A 14,538-nucleotide genomic window follows, 5' to 3' on the forward strand; every position below is an offset into this window, starting at 1 on the left:
ACGGCACGCTCCGCCCCCGGTCGGCGGCGCGCGCCGCCGGGCACGGCACACGCCCCGGTCGACGGAGCGGCTGGGTTCCGTCGGCCGGGGCGTGGGTCGGTGTGCGGGTTCGGCGGGTCGGGGGCGCGGGCTGGGCGCCAAGGGCGTGAGGCCGGGCGCCGGGGCCGTGGGGCCGGGCGCCGAAGCCGTGGCGCCGGGCGCCGGGACCGTGAGGCCGGGCGCCGGGACCGTGGGACCGGGCGCCGAAGCCGTGGCTCCGGGACCGTGGCGTCGGAGCCGTGGCGCCGGGTCAGATCTTCTGGGCGATCTCGGTGAGGTGGGCGAAGACGACGATGTTCGCCTCGTACCCCTTGCCCCGGTCGAAGGCTCCGCCACAGGTGAGCAGCCGCAGTTCGGGCCGCCCGGTGTCTCCGTAGACCTCCTTGTCGGGGAAGGCGTTCTTGGCGTACGTCCCGACGCGGTCGACCGTGAAGACGGCGACCTTGCCGTCGGCGCGGGCCACCCGGACGGTGTTGCCGGCGCTGAGCGAGTCGAGGTTGAGGAAGACGGCGGGCCCGGTGCGGGTGTCGCGGTGGCCGACGACGACGGCGGTCCCGCGCTCGCCCGGGGCGGGCCCCTTGGCGTACCAGCCGACGACGCGGGGGTTGTCGACGGGCGGCGTGCCGAGCCGTCCGGTGGCGTCGAGGCCGAGCCCGATCACGGGGGCCTCGATGGTGATGGCCGGGACGGCGACGGTGACGGGGCGCGAGCGGGCCAGCGGCGCGGGCGGGGGTGCGGGACGCGGCTTGGGCCTAGCCTTGGGCGTGGCCTTGGGCAGCGCCCGGGGCTTCGGCTCGTGCTCCAGGGCGGCGGGCGCCCCGGCCGCCGCCCCGGCCCGGCCGTGAGCGGCCGGGCCTGCGGCGAGCGGCGGGTCGGCCGGTTCCTCGTCACCGGCCCACTGGACTCCCCCCGTCACCAGGACCACGGTCACCACCACGGTCCTGGCGAGCCGGAGCAGGCGCCGCTGCCTGCGGGTGAAGCGGGACCTACGCGGCGCCATTGTCGCGGCGGCGCGAGCGGCGGATCAGGACGAGTCCGGCCGTGCCGGCGAGGCCGGCGGCGACGGCCGCCCCGACGCCGAAGGCGGAGGAGTCCTCGGCGGCGAGCTGCGCGCTGCCGCCACCGCCCGCGCCGACCGGGCCGTGCGGGGGCCTGCCGTGGCCGTGGCCGCCGCCGTTGCCGCCGTTGCCGTTCCCTCCGTTGCCGTTGCCGCCGTTCCCGTTACCGCCGTTCCCGTTGTTGTCGCAGGCGGTGATGACGTTGAAGACCTTCGACTTCGGGGCGCCGTTCTTGCCCTCCCACGTCCACTCGACCTTGTACATGCCGATCGGCAGGCGGAGCAGCCCCGTGGCCCCGTTGCCGCTGACGGGGTCGATGGAGACGGCCGCGGGCCCCAGCACCGGCTGGTCCCCGTTGCCCGGCTGGCCCGGCTGCGGGAAGACCGAGTAGGTGATGCTCGACAGGCCGTCGAAGTTGAGGGCGGCGAACTTGAAGGGGCAGTTGACGCGGGGTTCGTTGACCGGGTCGGTGTCGCCCGTGGCCGCCTGGTGGACCTTGACGTCACCGTCGTCGCCGGGCGCGGCGAAGGCCGCCGGGGCGCCCCCGAGGGTGACGGCGCTGAGCGCCAGGGTGGCGAGCGTCGCTCGGAGCAGGGCGCGGGTGGGGGGTGTCGTCATGGTGGAGGTCCTCCAGTCGTGAACTCATCGGACGCTTACTGCGATAATCCGACTATCTGTCACAAACCGGATACGGAGGGTGGCGACCCGACGCGCCACCCTCCGACTTCCACCCGTCCGGCTCACTCCCGCCCACGGGGGACGGGGCCCGGCGGGGTCAGATGATCCCGAAGAGGATCCCCGCCGCCAGCACGACCAGCGAGGTCAGCGCGGCCCACTTCACCGTGAACCTGGTGTGGTCGCCGAACTCCACCTTCGCCATGCCGACCAGCACGTACACGGCGGGGACCAGCGGGCTCGACATGTGCAGGGCCTGGCCGACCAGCGAGGCACGGGCGATCTCCAGGGGCGACACGCCGTGGGCCGCGCCCGCCTCCGCGAGGACCGGGAGCACGCCGAAGTAGAAGCCGTCGTTCGACATGAAGTACGTGAGCGGGAGGCTCAGCACGCCGGTGACCAGGGCCATGTGCGGGCCCATGCCCGCGGGGATGGCGCCGACGAGCCAGTCGGCCATGTGCTTGACCATGCCCGTGCCGGTGAGGACGCCGGTGAAGACGGCGGCGGCGAAGACCATGCCGGCGACGTTGAGGACGTTGTCCGCGTGGGCGGCGATCCGCTGCTTCTGCTCGGCCGTCTTCGGGAAGTTGACGGTGAGCGCGAGGGCGGCGCCGAGGAGGAACAGCACCGGGATCGGCAGCAGTTCGAGGATCATCGCGGCGAGCAGCGCCACCGTCAGCGCGGCGTTGAACCAGTACAGCCGGGGACGGAGCGTCGTCCGGTCCGGGTCGAGCCCCTGGAAGCCGTCGCCCTCTCCGGCGCTCGCACCGGTCGCCGCGCCGGGGGCGTCGCCGGCGGAGCCCGCGGTCTTCCTGCCGCCGTCCTCGCCCTTGCCGCCGCCCGTCGTGACCAGCACCGCGTCGGTCGCCGGGACCAGCACCTCGTCGAGGGTCAGGTAGCCGATGCGCTTGCGCTCGCGGCGCCCGAGCACGTACGCCAGCACGAAGACGAAGAGCAGGCCCGCGCCGAGCGCGGGGATCATCGGCACGAAGATGTCGGCGGCGTCCAGCTTGAGCGCGGTCGCGGCGCGCGCGGTGGGCCCGCCCCACGGCAGGGTGTTCATGACGCCGTTGGCGGTGGCCGCGACACCCGTCATGACCACCAGGCTCATCTTGAGCCGCTTGTAGAGCGGATACATCGCCGAGACGGTGATCATGAAGGTGGTGGAGCCGTCGCCGTCCAGCGAGACGATCGCGGCGAGCACCGCCGTGCCCACGACGACCCGCACGGGGTCCGCCTTGCAGAAGCGCAGGATGCCCCGGACGATCGGGTCGAAGAGACCGACGTCGATCATGACGCCGAAGTAGACGATCGCGAACATCAGCATCGCGGCGGTCGGCGCCAGCTTGCCGACCCCTTCGATGACGTAGTCGCCGAGCTGGGCCCCCTGCCCGACCCCGACGCAGAACAGCGCGGGAATCAGTACGAGCGCCGCGATCGGCGACATCTTTTTGAGCATGATCAGGACCAGGAAGGTCGCGATCATGGCGAAGCCGAGGACGGTCAGCATGGAGGACACCTCACGTTCACCCTTGAACTGCCGCCGAGCGGCGGTCCGGATGACCGTAGGTGCCCCCTTCCGCCCTTAACAAGACGTTGACGCGTGAGCAATACGAGCAAAACCCCAGGTCAGAGAAGTTGTGCTACGCCAGGGGCGAGACCTCCACGGGAAAGCCGTTCAGGACGGCGGTCCCGGACAGGGGGTCGATCCGGGACCCGTCGAGCAGCTGGTTGACGTTGACGCCGGGGCGGGTGGAGGCGACGGCGAGCCGAGTGCCCGGCCGGTCGTGGCCCCAGCCGTGCGGGAGGCTGACGACGCCCGGCCGCACGCCGTCGGTGACCTCCACCGGCACCTCCACCTCACCGCCCTCCCCCTTCACCCGGGCGACCCCGCCGTCGGTCAGCCGCAGCCGCTCCGCGTCCCGGGGGTGCACCTGGAGGGTGCAGCGGTTCGAACCCCCGCCCAGGGCCGGGGTGTTGTGCAGCCAGCTGTTGTTCGAGCGCAGGTGCCTGCGCCCGACGAGCTGGAGGGTCCCCGGCTCCGGCACGGCGTCGAGGGCGGCCCGTAGCCGGGGCAGGTCGGCGGCGAGGGGCGCCGGGAACAGTTCGATCCGTCCGCTGCGGGTCTTGAGGAGCGCGGGCAGGCGCGGCTTCAGCGGGCCGAGGTCGACGCCGTGCGGGTGCGCCTTCAGCTCGTCGAGGGTGAGGCCGTACGGCCCGAGCCGCAGCATCAGGTCGAGCCGCCGCTCGGCTCCGGTGGCGCCGGAGAGCCGGGCGGCGAACTCCTCGGGGTCCGCGCCGTACGCCGGCGAGTGCTCCTGCGTCACCGCCTTGGCGAGGGTCGTGCCGATGGCGAGGTCGTCGACGGCGGACGGCGGGGCGCCGTGCATCCCGGACACGGCGAGGATCAGCCGGGCGTGGATCTCGCACTCGTCCATGCGGTCCGCTTCGAGGGGGACGGCCGCCGGGGTGTAGCGGGCCTGGTCGCGGACGGCGAAGGAGTTGAAGGCGAAGTCGAAGTGGGCGCTCCGGGAGGGCGGCGGCGGGGGCAGCAGGACGTCGGCGTGGCGGGTGGTCTCGTTGAGGTACGGGTCGACGGCGACCATCAGGTCGAGGGAGCCGAGGGCCGCGTCGAGGCGGTCCCCGTCGGGGGCGGAGAGGACGGGGTTGGCGGCGACGGTGATCACCGCGCGGACGCGCCCCTCCCCCGGCGTCTCGATCTCCTCGGCGAGGGCGACGAGCGGCAGCTCGCCCTTGACCTCGGGGTGGTGCGAGACCCGGCTGTGCCGGCGGCCGAGGGCGAAGCCCCTGCCGGGTCCGGCGGGGCGGGGCGCGGGCGCGGTGGCGGAGAGCGGGAAGAGCGCGCCGCCGGGCCGGTCGAGGTTGCCGGTGAGGACGTTGAGGACGTCGACGAACCAGTTGGCGAGGCTGCCGTACGCCACGGTGGAGCTGCCCATCCGCCCGTAGACGGCGGCGGTGGGCGCGGCGGCGAGCTCCCGGGCGAGGGCGCGGATGGTGTCCGCGTCCACGTCGCAGGCGGCGGCGACCGCCTCGGGGCTGAACTCCCGTACCGCCTCCCGCACTTCCTCGACGCCCTTCACGTGGGCGGCGAGCGGGCCGAGGTCGGTGAGCTCCTCGTCGAAGAGGGTGTGGACGAGGGCGGCGAGGAGCAGCGCGTCGGCGCCGGGGCGGATCGCGACGTGCCGGTCGGCGAGGCGGGCGGTGCGGGTGCGCCGGGGGTCGACGACGGTGAGGGTGCCGCCGCGCCGGCGCAGCGCCTTGAGCCTGCCGGGGAAGTCGGGGGCGGTGCAGAGGCTGCCGTTGGAGTCCAGCGGGTTGGCTCCGAGGATCAGCAGGTGGTCGGTGCGGTCCAGGTCCGGTACGGGGACGGCGAAGGGGTCTCCGAAGAGCAGGCCGCTGGAGACGTGCTTGGGCATCTGGTCGAGCGTGGAGGCCGTGAAGAGGTTCCGGGTGCGCAACGCGCCGATCAGCAGCGGCGGGTAGAGGGCGCCGGCCATCGTGTGCGCGTTGGGGTTGCCCAGGACGATGCCCACGGAGTCCGGCCCGTGCTCCTCGACGATCGGCCGGATCCGGGCCGCGATCGTGTCGAACGCCTCGGTCCAGGTGGCCTCCTGGAGCCTGCCGTCCTTGCGGACCATGGGGGCGCGGAGCCGGTCGGGGTCGGCGTCGATCTCGGGGAAGGAGGCGCCCTTGGGGCAGATGAACCCCTGGCTGAAGACGTCGTCGCGGTCGCCGCGCGCCCCGGTGACGCGGCTCCCGTCGAGCGTCAGGGTGAGTCCGCAGGTGGCTTCGCAGAGGGGGCAGATGCGCAGGGCGGTGGGCATGGCGTCTCCCTGGGTGCGTCGGGTGACGCCGAGCCTACCGACCGGTAGGCACGGGCGGGAGGGGTCTGCGGGAGGTCATGGGGCGGAAGGCCAGGAGGGAGAAGGTCAGGAGAGCGAGGGCGCCAGATACGCGTGGAGCAGGCACCGCGTCTCGGCGACGAGCGCCGGGTCCCCGGCGGGGTCCGTCCGGAAGGCCAGCCGCACCAGGGCGTCGGCGGTCTCGACGCCGACGAGCACCTTCCGGTGCAGCTCCTCGTCGGCGGCGCGGCCCAGGTGGGTGGCGAGGAGCGCGCAGATCCGTTCGGCGACGAGCCGGTTGGGGTCCTCGGCGACGGCCTCGACCGGGTCGCCGGCCGAACCGCCCGCCGGGCCTTCCGCCTCGTCCTCCACCGGGCGGCCTGTCCCGCCCTCCACCGAACCGTCCGCCGCGTCCCCCACCCCGCCTTGCGCCTCGTCCCCCACCGCGCCGCCCGCCGGGCCCTCCGTCACGGCTTCTCCGGGCGCGGCGGCGGGCACGCCGAAGTCGACGAGCGCGAACCCCGGGACGGTCCGCTTCATCTCGATGAACTCGTCGAGGACGCCGTCGATGGCACCGCGGGCGTCGAGAACCGGCGTCCCGGCGAGCCGCTCCGAGACCCGCTCGGCGTACCGGTCGAGGTTCCGGTGGGCGAGGGCGGCAACCATCGCCCGCTTGTTGCCGAAGAAGCGGTACACGGAGCCGATGGGGACGCCGGCGCGGGCGGCGACGGCACGGGTGCTCAACTGCTCGTACCCGGTCTCGTCGAGGAGCACGGCGCAGGCGTCGAGGATCCGGGCCAGCCGCTCGGCGCTGCGCTGCTGCACGGGGGCGCGGCGGAGCGCCGGCTGGGTTCGGGGGCGGGGCAGGGGCACGGGGTCCATGATGCCGTTCCGGTGGGGATCAGGCGATCAGCGGGCCGAAGAGCGATACGGGGAGGCGGCCGGCGGGCCGATACGGCCGTGCGGGCGGGCCGGTCGGCCCCGTGGCGGGCATCCGCGTCGACGCCCCATTGACGCGGGGCGCGCGGAATCCTACGGTCATCCATAGGATTCCCTCGCGGGCTCAGGACAGGAGCGGTCGATGACCACGGAGCAGGCCAGGAAGACGGCCGAGGCGCTCACCTACAGCACCGGTTTCGGCAACGAGCACAGCTCGGAAGCGGTCCCCGGCGCACTGCCGGACGGCCGTAACTCGCCGCAGCGCGCACCCCTCGGCCTCTACGCCGAGCAGCTCAGCGGAAGCGCCTTCACCGAGCCGCGGTCCCACAACCGCCGCTCCTGGCTCTACCGGATCCGCCCTTCGGCCGCGCACCCGCCGTTCACCCGGATCGACAACGGCGCCCTCGTCGGCGCCCCCTTCACCGAGACCGTGCCCGACCCCAACCGACTGCGCTGGAACCCGCTGCCCGAGCCGGCTCCCGGCACCGACTGGCTGGCCGGCCTGTGGACCCTCGGCGGCAACGGCGACGCGACCCAGCGCACCGGCATGGCCGTGCACCTCTACCACGCCAACGCCTCGATGGAGCGGGTCTTCGGCGACGCCGACGGCGAGCTGCTGATCGTCCCGGAGCGCGGCGGCCTCCTCCTCCGCACCGAGCTGGGCCTGCTCGCCGCGCACCCGGGCGAGGTGGCGCTGATCCCGCGCGGCGTCCGCTTCCGCGTCGAGCTGCTCGACGAGACGGCCCGCGGTTACGTCTGCGAGAACTACGGCGCCCCGTTCCAGCTCCCGGACCTCGGCCCGATCGGCGCGAACGGCCTCGCCAACGCCCGCGACTTCCGCGCCCCGGTCGCCGCCTACGAGGACGTCGAGGGCCCGGTCGAGGTGGTCAACAAGTACTGCGGCAACCTCTGGTCGGCGACGTACGGGCACTCGCCGCTGGACGTCGTCGCCTGGCACGGCAACCACACCCCGTACGTCTACGACCTGCGCCGCTTCAACGTCATCGGGACGATCTCCTACGACCACCCCGACCCGTCGATCTTCACGGTCCTCACCTCGCCCTCCGACACCCCGGGGCTCGCGGGCGTCGACTTCGTGGTCTTCGCCCCGCGCTGGCTGGTCGGCGAGGACACCTTCCGCCCGCCGTACTTCCACCGGAACGTGATGAGCGAGTACATGGGCCTCATCGAGGGCGCGTACGACGCCAAGGCCGAGGGCTTCGTGCCCGGCGGCGGCTCGCTGCACAACATGATGTCCGCGCACGGCCCCGACCGGGAGACCTTCGACAAGGCGTCCGCCGCCGAGCTGAAGCCGCAGAAGATCGACGACGGCCTCGCCTTCATGTTCGAGACCCGCTGGCCGGTGACCACCACCCCGCAGGCGGCGGGCGCCGACCACCTGCAGAAGGGATACGACGACGTATGGCAGGGTCTTGAGCGCCACTTCCGGCCGTAATGTCTCGGCCGTAAGCCCGTAGCCTTCGTACGGAGTACCCGTGACCGCCTTCGCTCCCGACTCGCTGGTCCTGAACCGCAAGCTGCCGCTCTGGTATCAGGTCTCGCAGTCGCTGCGCGCCTCGATACTGGGCCGCACGCCCGACGCCTCGCTGCGGCTGCCCACCGAGGAGCAGCTCGCCGCCCACTACGGCGTGAGCGTGCTGACCATGCGCCAGGCCCTCAAGGAGCTGGAGGAGGAGGGCCTGATCAGCAGGCACCGGCGGCGCGGCACCTTCATCGAGCCGGGCGCCCGGCGGTCCACGCCGCGCCGGCTGCTCGGCTCGATCGACGCGATCGTGGCCCAGCAGTCGGGCGAGCGGACGACGGTCCTCGGGCACGACACCCGGCCGGTGCCCGGGGAGCTCGCGGAGTACTTCCCGGACGTGCCGGAGATCGTGGCGTACCGGCGGCTGCGCAGCGACGGGGAGAGCGGCGAGCCGACCAACTGGGCGGAGAACGCGGTGCGGCCCGAGTTCGCCGACGCCATCGACCCGGCCGATCTGGAGCGCTGGCCGATGACGAAGGTGCTGCGGGACGTGGTCGGGGTGCGGATCAGCCGCATCACGGACACGGTCGAGGCCCGTCTCGCGGACCCGGAGACGGCGGCCCTGCTCCAGGTCCCGCTGCTCTCCCCGATCCTCCACTACACGGGCGTGACCTACGACGAGGACGGCCGGGTCGTCGACGTGGCCCGCATCCGCTACCGCGGCGACCGCTTCTCCTTCACGGTCACGGTGGAAGCGCAGTGACGGCGGAACGCGCCACCGGTGGAGCTCACTGCTGGTGGAGCTCACTACCGGTGGAGCGCACCGCCGGTGGAGCTCACCACCGGTGGAGCTCACCACCGGTGGGGCGCGCTGACGGTGGAGCGCACCGACCGCCGTCGTTAGCATGCGGGGCGTGACGGAAGACGCGCGTCCCGACCAGCCGCCCCTCCTCGACGAGCTGATGCCGTGGTCCGTGGCCCCGCTGCGGTTCGGCCGGTCATGGATCGTCGCCCCCGACGCCCGCACCCTGCGGACCCGGTGGGACCGTCTCGTGGCCGCCGAGGGCGCCGAGCGGGAGGCGCTGTTCCGGCCGAGCCGGGCGAGGACCCCGGCGAGCGCGGTGGGCGCGCTGCCCGGGCAGCGGACCGGCACCACGCGCTTCGCGCGCGAGACGGGACCCTGCCCGGAGCCGGTGCGGGTGGCGCACGGGCCGTTCGACGAGCAGTGGCTGCTGCCGGACCACCGGCTGATCGACACCGCCCGCCCGGAGCTGTGGCGGGTCGCCGGGGAGCCGCAGCTCTTCGCCGTCGAGCAGGGGTACGTGCCGGGGGCGGCCGGCCCCCCGCTCCTGGTGACGGCGGCGCTGCCGGAGGGCCGCTCCCCGGCGGGCCGTCCGGGCCGCATCCGGCCGCTGTTCCGGCGCCCCGGGGGCCGGGAGCCCAATCTCGCGCCCGGCCTCCTGGACTTCCTCGGCGAGCGGTACGGGCGCGAGGTCGACGCCCGTGACTGGCTGGCGTGGACGGTGGCGGCGGCGCTCCCCTCCCCCGCCGGGTGCCGCGTCCCGCTGCCCGGGGACCCGGAGGCGTGGGCGGCGGGCGTGGCGCTCGGCCGGGAGCTCGCCGACGTGCAGCTGCGCGGCGCCCTGACCGGGACGAGGCCCCGGCTGCCGGGCGGACGGCGGCCCTATGTGCGGGCGGCGGTCCCGGCGCGGCCGACGACGATGACGTACGACTCCGAGGACGAGGCGCTGGTCCTCGACGGGGGTCGGATCTCGCCCGTGCCGGCGGAGGCCTGGGAGTACCGGGTCGGCGGGGTGCGGGTCCTGGAACAGTGGTTCGCGCACCGGACGGCCCCGGTGGAGCCCGGCACCCTGGAGGCGATCGGGCCGGCCGCCTGGCCGCAGGAGTGGACCTCGGAGCTGCTCGACCTGGTCACGGTGCTCGCGCTGCTCGGGGCCCGGGAGCCGGAGCGGCGGGCGCTGACGGCCGGGGGCCTCGGCCGGGCGGACCTCGTCGCCGCCGGGGTCCTTCCCGCACCGTCCCGGTCCCGACGCCCCGCCTCCGTGCTCGACCATCAGGAGGAGGGCCCGGAGGGGCAGTTCATGCTGCTCTGAGCGTCACCGGCCGCCGTCCGGCGCGAAGGACTCCAGGAGGCGGGCGATGGTCATCCCGAAGACCTCGTCCGCGTCGACGGGAGCGGCGGGGGCCTCGGCGAGCAGGGCGGCGAGGTGCGGGTACCGGCCGCTCGCCACCTGCCCCATGAGGTAGGCGCCGCGCACGGCCTGTTCCTCCTCCTCGGACCAGGGCAGTCCGCGGGCCCGTTCGGCGATGGCCTGTTCGTTGGCGACGGTGGCCATGACCGTGCCGTTGACCATGGCGATCAGCTGCATCTTGAGCCCGGCGGGCTGGTCCAGGGGGACGAGGCAGCCGAGGCACCACTCCAGGAAGCGCAGGGCGTTGGGGCTGAAGCCGTAGGCGGTGGTCATCACCCGGGCCAGCCAGGGGTGGCGGTACATGATCGCGCGGGTCTGGTGGGCGATCGCGGTCATGTCGGCGCGCCAGTCGCCGCTGGGCTCCTCGGGGAGCTCGTACTCGCCGCTGACCGCGTCGACCATCAGCTCGTACAGGTCCTCCTTGCGGGGGACGTAGTTGTAGAGCGACATGGTGCCGCAGCCGAGTTCGGCGGCGACGCGGCGCATGGAGACCGCGTCGATGCCGTCGGCGTCGGCGATGCGGACGGCCGCGTCCACGATGTCCCGTCGGCTGTAGGCCGGTTTCGGGCCGCGGCCCGCGCGCTCGGGCCGCGCCCAGATCACTTCCGGTTCGGCCGCTCGGCCCGCCATGGATCATCACCTCGCTCCCATCGTAGTTACGTACGGCGTACGTAGTGGGGTAGGGTCGCGCCATGACGACTACGTACGCTGTACTTAGTGAAGGCCTGCGGAAGCGTTACGGCGACGTGCACGCCCTCCGCGGCCTCGACCTCGCCGTCCCCGAGGGCACGGTCTGCGGCGTCCTCGGGCCCAACGGCGCCGGCAAGACCACCGCCGTCCGCGTCCTCACCACCCTGGTCGCGCCCGACGCGGGCAGCGCGCTCGTCGCGGGCCACGACGTGGTGCGCGACCCGGCGGGGGTGCGGAAGCGGATCGCCGTCACCGGGCAGTACGCCTCCGTCGACGGCGACCTCACCGGCGCCGAGAACCTGCGGCTCTTCGCCCGGCTGCTGCGCGCCCCGCGCTCCCGCGTCGACGAGCTCCTGGACCGGTTCGGCCTGGCCGCGGCGGCCGGCCGGCCCGCCCGCACCTGGTCCGGCGGCATGCGGCGCCGCCTGGACCTGGCCGCGAGCCTGATCGTGCCGCCGCGGGTGCTCTTCCTCGACGAGCCCACGACCGGCCTCGACCCGCACAGCCGCAACGGGATCTGGGACGCCGTACGGGAGTTGGCGGACCAGGGCACGACCGTGCTGCTGACCACGCAGTACCTGGAGGAGGCGGACCGGCTCGCCGACGACATCGTGCTGATCGACGAGGGGCGGGCCGCGCAGCGCGGCACCCCGGCCGAACTGAAGGCGCTCGTCGGCAGCTGGGCCGAGGTCGTCGTCGCCGACCCCTCGTCCCTCGAAGCGGCCGCGGGCGTCCTCGACCAGCTGACCGGCTCGGCGCCGGTCCTGGACGCCGAGCGGCGCACGGTGGGCGCGGTGACCACGGACCCCACGCTCACCCTCCCCCGGATCGTCCGCGAGATCGACGCGGCCGGCGTCCACCTCGTCGACGCCTCCCTGCGCCCGCCCACCCTCGACGAGGTGTTCCTGCGCCTCACCGACCGGAAGGAGCTCGTCGCGTGAGCGCCCTCGTGCACGACGGGACCGCCGTCCTCGGCCGCCACCTCCGGCGGATCAGGCACGCGCCCGCGATCACGGTCATGACCCAGACGATGCCGATCGTCTTCCTGCTCTTCTTCGGATACGTCTTCGGCAGCGCGCTCGCCGCCCCCGGGCCCGAGTACCGGGCCTTCCTGGTGCCCGGCATGCTGGTGGCGACGGCCGCGGGCGGTCTGATGACCGGCATGCTCCAGGCCGCGCAGGACTCCCACCGGGGCGTCATGGACCGCTTCCGGACCCTGCCCGTGAGCCGGGCCGCCGTCCCCCTCGGGCAGGCCCTCGCCGACCTGCTCGCGAGCGCCGTCGGCACCGTCCCGCTGATCCTGGTCGGCCTCGCCATGGGCTGGCGGATCGAGGGCACGCTCCCCGAGGCCCTGGGCGGCTTCGCCCTGCTGCTCCTCTTCCGCTTCGCGACGACCTGGGCCGGCATCCTGCTCGGCCTGGCCTCGAAGAGCGAGGAGGCCGCCGGACAGCTGGGCAGCGCCGCCTTCATGCTGCCGCTGCTCTCCAACGCGTACATCCCGACCGACGGCATGCCCGCCTGGCTGCGGACGGTCTCCGAGTGGAATCCCCTCTCGGCGGTCACCACGGCGGTGCGCGAGCTGTTCGGCAACGCGCCGGTCCCGGCGGACGCGGCCTGGCCGGTGGCCCACCCGGTCGCGGGCGCGCTGCTCTGGTCGCTCGGCCTCGTCGCCGTCTTCGCCCCGCTCGCGGTGCGCAGGTACGCCCGGGGGTGACGCGGTCCGACGGCGCGGGTCCGCCCCGGACGAGGGGCCCCGCGTGACGCAGGCCCTGATGACAGGAGGAGCACCGGCACGGTAGGCAGATCGTTCATGAGCACCCAGCCACTCCCCCTCGCCGGGGTCACGGTCGTCACCGTCGAGCAGGCCGTCGCCGCGCCCTTCGCCACCCGCCAGCTCGCCGACCTCGGCGCCCGCGTCGTCAAGATCGAGCGCCCCGACGGCGGGGACTTCGCCCGGGGATACGACACGGCCGCCCGGGGCCTCGCCTCCCACTTCGTGTGGTGCAACCGCGGCAAGGAGTCGGTGGCGATCGACCTCAAGGACCCCCGGGGCCTGGCGCTCGTCCGGAAGATGGTGGCCGGCGCCGACGTCTTCGTGCAGAACCTGGCGCAGGGCGCGGCGGCCCGCCTCGGCCTCGACGCCGCCGCCCTGTGCGCGGCGCACCCGTGGCTGATCGCGGTGGACGTCTCGGGGTACGGGGCGGAGGGGCCGTACGCGCACAAGCGGGCCTACGACATGCTCGTGCAGTGCGAGGCAGGCCTGGTGTCGGTGACCGGCACGCCCGAGCAGCCCGTCAAGTCGGGGATCCCGGCCGCCGACATCGCCGCCGGGATGTACGCCTTCTCCGGTGTCCTCGCCGCCCTCGTCCGGCGCGGCACGACCGGCCGGGGCGGTCCGGTGGAGGTCTCCCTGCTCGACTCGCTGGCCGAGTGGATGGGGCATCCGCTGCACCACGGGATGCACGGGGGCGCGGCCCCGGCGCGCACGGGGCTCGCGCACGCGGTGATCGCCCCGTACGACGCCTATCCGACGACGGACGGGCTCGTCCTGCTCTCCGTGCAGAACGACCGGGAGTGGCGGCGGCTCGCCGAGCGGGTCCTCGGCCGGCCCGAACTCGCCGACGACCCGGCGTTCGCGACGAACACGGCGCGGGTGGCGGGGCGCGCGGCGACCGACGCGGCGGTCGCGGCGGCGCTCGCCCCGCTGACGGCGGCCGAGGCGCTGGCGCGGCTGGACGCGGCGGGCATCGCCTGCGCCCGGCTCAACTCGGTCGCGGAGCTGGCGGATCACCCGCAGCTGACGGCACGCGACCGGTGGCGGGAGGTGGAGTCCCCGGTGGGGCCGCTGCGGGCGCTGCTGCCGCCGATCGTGTTCCCGGACGCGCCGGAGCCCCGGATGGACCGGATCCCTTCCCTCGGCCAGAACACGGACGAGGTCCTCGCCGAGCTCGGGGTGCCGGAGGCCGAGGTGAAGGAGCTGCGGGAGGCGGGGGTGATCGCCTGACGGGGAGCGGGGAGCGTCAGGCGGGCACGACGGAACGCCGGACGGGCGGGGACACGTCCGGCGGAGTCGCGGTCGGGGCCGTACGAGCGGCGGGGCCCCTAGTGGCGCGTACCGAAGAGCGAGCTGCGCAGGCGCCGGAGCGGGGCGAAGAGCGAGACCCGCGCGCTGCGGCTGCGGTGGCCGTGCACCGGCACCTCGCGCGTACGCGACGTCAGTTCCCGCATGAGCAGCGTCGCCTCGGCCGCTTCGCGCTGGGGCACGGCGGGGCCGCCGAGCACCGCGAGATGGCGGTCGAGCCGCGAACTGGTCGCGCTGCTTCCGCAGGTGATGGCAGGCACTCGCGGCCTGCTGCGCATTGCTATCTGTTCCATGTCACTCCCCACCCGTACAAGGGCACCCGGCCCGGGCAGGTTAACCCTATCGCTCCATCGTGACACCCGTGTATCCCGGCGGCGGGATTCACCGCACTCGTACGGGGGTTGACGATGACTGTCCGAATACATCTGATTCCAGGGTGAGTTGGACAGCACTCGAACACCTGCCGAATCATCACGAACCATCCTGCCCTCCGGAC

At 74.1% G+C, this 14,538-nt stretch carries 13 protein-coding genes; 6 read left to right on the forward strand and 7 right to left on the reverse strand.

All coding sequences use genetic code 11. The annotated features are described in order from the left end of the window. Positions 1-289 precede the first annotated feature (289 nt). The 5 genes from ACIGW4_RS35605 to ACIGW4_RS35625 form a co-directional block, all read right to left on the reverse strand. Positions 290-1,039, reverse strand: a complete 750-nt coding sequence (locus ACIGW4_RS35605; RefSeq protein ID WP_123450729.1) for a class F sortase — start codon at positions 1,037-1,039, stop codon at positions 290-292. Beyond that, positions 1,026-1,715, reverse strand: a complete 690-nt coding sequence (locus ACIGW4_RS35610) for a hypothetical protein (protein ID WP_399585688.1) — start codon at positions 1,713-1,715, stop codon at positions 1,026-1,028. Before ACIGW4_RS35610 ends, ACIGW4_RS35605 begins: the two co-directional genes overlap by 14 nt. Before the next feature lie 157 nt (positions 1,716-1,872). Continuing rightward, the gene (locus ACIGW4_RS35615; RefSeq protein WP_399585690.1) at positions 1,873-3,282 is read right to left on the reverse strand and encodes a CitMHS family transporter; all 1,410 of its coding nucleotides are present in this window, start codon (positions 3,280-3,282) and stop codon (positions 1,873-1,875) included. Positions 3,283-3,415: 133 nt separating this feature from the next. Beyond that, positions 3,416-5,617 carry a molybdopterin-dependent oxidoreductase gene (locus ACIGW4_RS35620; protein ID WP_399585693.1) on the reverse strand — a complete coding sequence of 734 codons (2,202 nt, stop codon included), beginning with the start codon at positions 5,615-5,617 and terminating at the stop codon, positions 3,416-3,418. Positions 5,618-5,722: 105 nt separating this feature from the next. Next, positions 5,723-6,517, reverse strand: coding sequence for a TetR family transcriptional regulator (locus tag ACIGW4_RS35625; RefSeq protein ID WP_399585696.1), 795 nt, complete (start codon positions 6,515-6,517; stop codon positions 5,723-5,725). Between the two features lie 199 nt (positions 6,518-6,716). Between ACIGW4_RS35625 and hmgA the strand changes: the two genes are divergently transcribed. The 3 genes from hmgA (at position 6,717) to ACIGW4_RS35640 (ending at position 10,171) form a co-directional block, all read left to right on the forward strand. Next, a complete protein-coding gene (hmgA, locus tag ACIGW4_RS35630; protein WP_398710673.1) occupies positions 6,717-8,030 on the forward strand; it encodes a homogentisate 1,2-dioxygenase in 1,314 nt (437 codons plus the stop codon). A 40-nt stretch (positions 8,031-8,070) separates the two neighbouring features. Further along, the gene (locus ACIGW4_RS35635; RefSeq protein WP_123450738.1) at positions 8,071-8,820 is read left to right on the forward strand and encodes a GntR family transcriptional regulator; all 750 of its coding nucleotides are present in this window, start codon (positions 8,071-8,073) and stop codon (positions 8,818-8,820) included. A 142-nt stretch (positions 8,821-8,962) separates the two neighbouring features. Then, positions 8,963-10,171, forward strand: coding sequence for a type ISP restriction/modification enzyme (locus ACIGW4_RS35640; RefSeq protein ID WP_359589411.1), 1,209 nt, complete (start codon positions 8,963-8,965; stop codon positions 10,169-10,171). Between the two features lie 3 nt (positions 10,172-10,174). Here ACIGW4_RS35640 and ACIGW4_RS35645 read toward each other — a convergent pair whose 3' ends face one another. After that, a complete protein-coding gene (locus tag ACIGW4_RS35645) occupies positions 10,175-10,900 on the reverse strand; it encodes a TetR/AcrR family transcriptional regulator (RefSeq protein ID WP_123450740.1) in 726 nt (241 codons plus the stop codon). A 62-nt stretch (positions 10,901-10,962) separates the two neighbouring features. Between ACIGW4_RS35645 and ACIGW4_RS35650 the strand changes: the two genes are divergently transcribed. The 3 genes from ACIGW4_RS35650 to ACIGW4_RS35660 all read left to right on the forward strand — a co-directional run bounded on the left by ACIGW4_RS35650 (position 10,963) and on the right by ACIGW4_RS35660 (position 13,964). Beyond that, complete coding sequence (locus ACIGW4_RS35650) at positions 10,963-11,901, forward strand: ATP-binding cassette domain-containing protein (protein WP_399585702.1); 939 nt, start codon at positions 10,963-10,965, stop codon at positions 11,899-11,901. Next, positions 11,898-12,674: an ABC transporter permease gene (locus ACIGW4_RS35655; protein ID WP_399585706.1), complete on the forward strand. Its 777-nt coding sequence runs from the start codon at positions 11,898-11,900 to the stop codon at positions 12,672-12,674. The genes ACIGW4_RS35650 and ACIGW4_RS35655 overlap by 4 nt, the downstream gene beginning before the upstream one ends. 96 nt (positions 12,675-12,770) lie before the next feature. Continuing rightward, positions 12,771-13,964, forward strand: coding sequence for a CaiB/BaiF CoA transferase family protein (locus ACIGW4_RS35660; RefSeq protein ID WP_399585708.1), 1,194 nt, complete (start codon positions 12,771-12,773; stop codon positions 13,962-13,964). A 98-nt stretch (positions 13,965-14,062) separates the two neighbouring features. On the opposite strand, the gene ACIGW4_RS35665 is transcribed toward ACIGW4_RS35660, so the two are convergent. Then, positions 14,063-14,335, reverse strand: coding sequence for a hypothetical protein (locus tag ACIGW4_RS35665; RefSeq protein ID WP_359589407.1), 273 nt, complete (start codon positions 14,333-14,335; stop codon positions 14,063-14,065). Between the last annotated feature and the right edge of the window lie 203 nt (positions 14,336-14,538).

Source organism: Streptomyces sp. NPDC053513 (assembly GCF_044544765.1).
Lineage (GTDB): Bacteria > Actinomycetota > Actinomycetes > Streptomycetales > Streptomycetaceae > Streptomyces > Streptomyces litmocidini.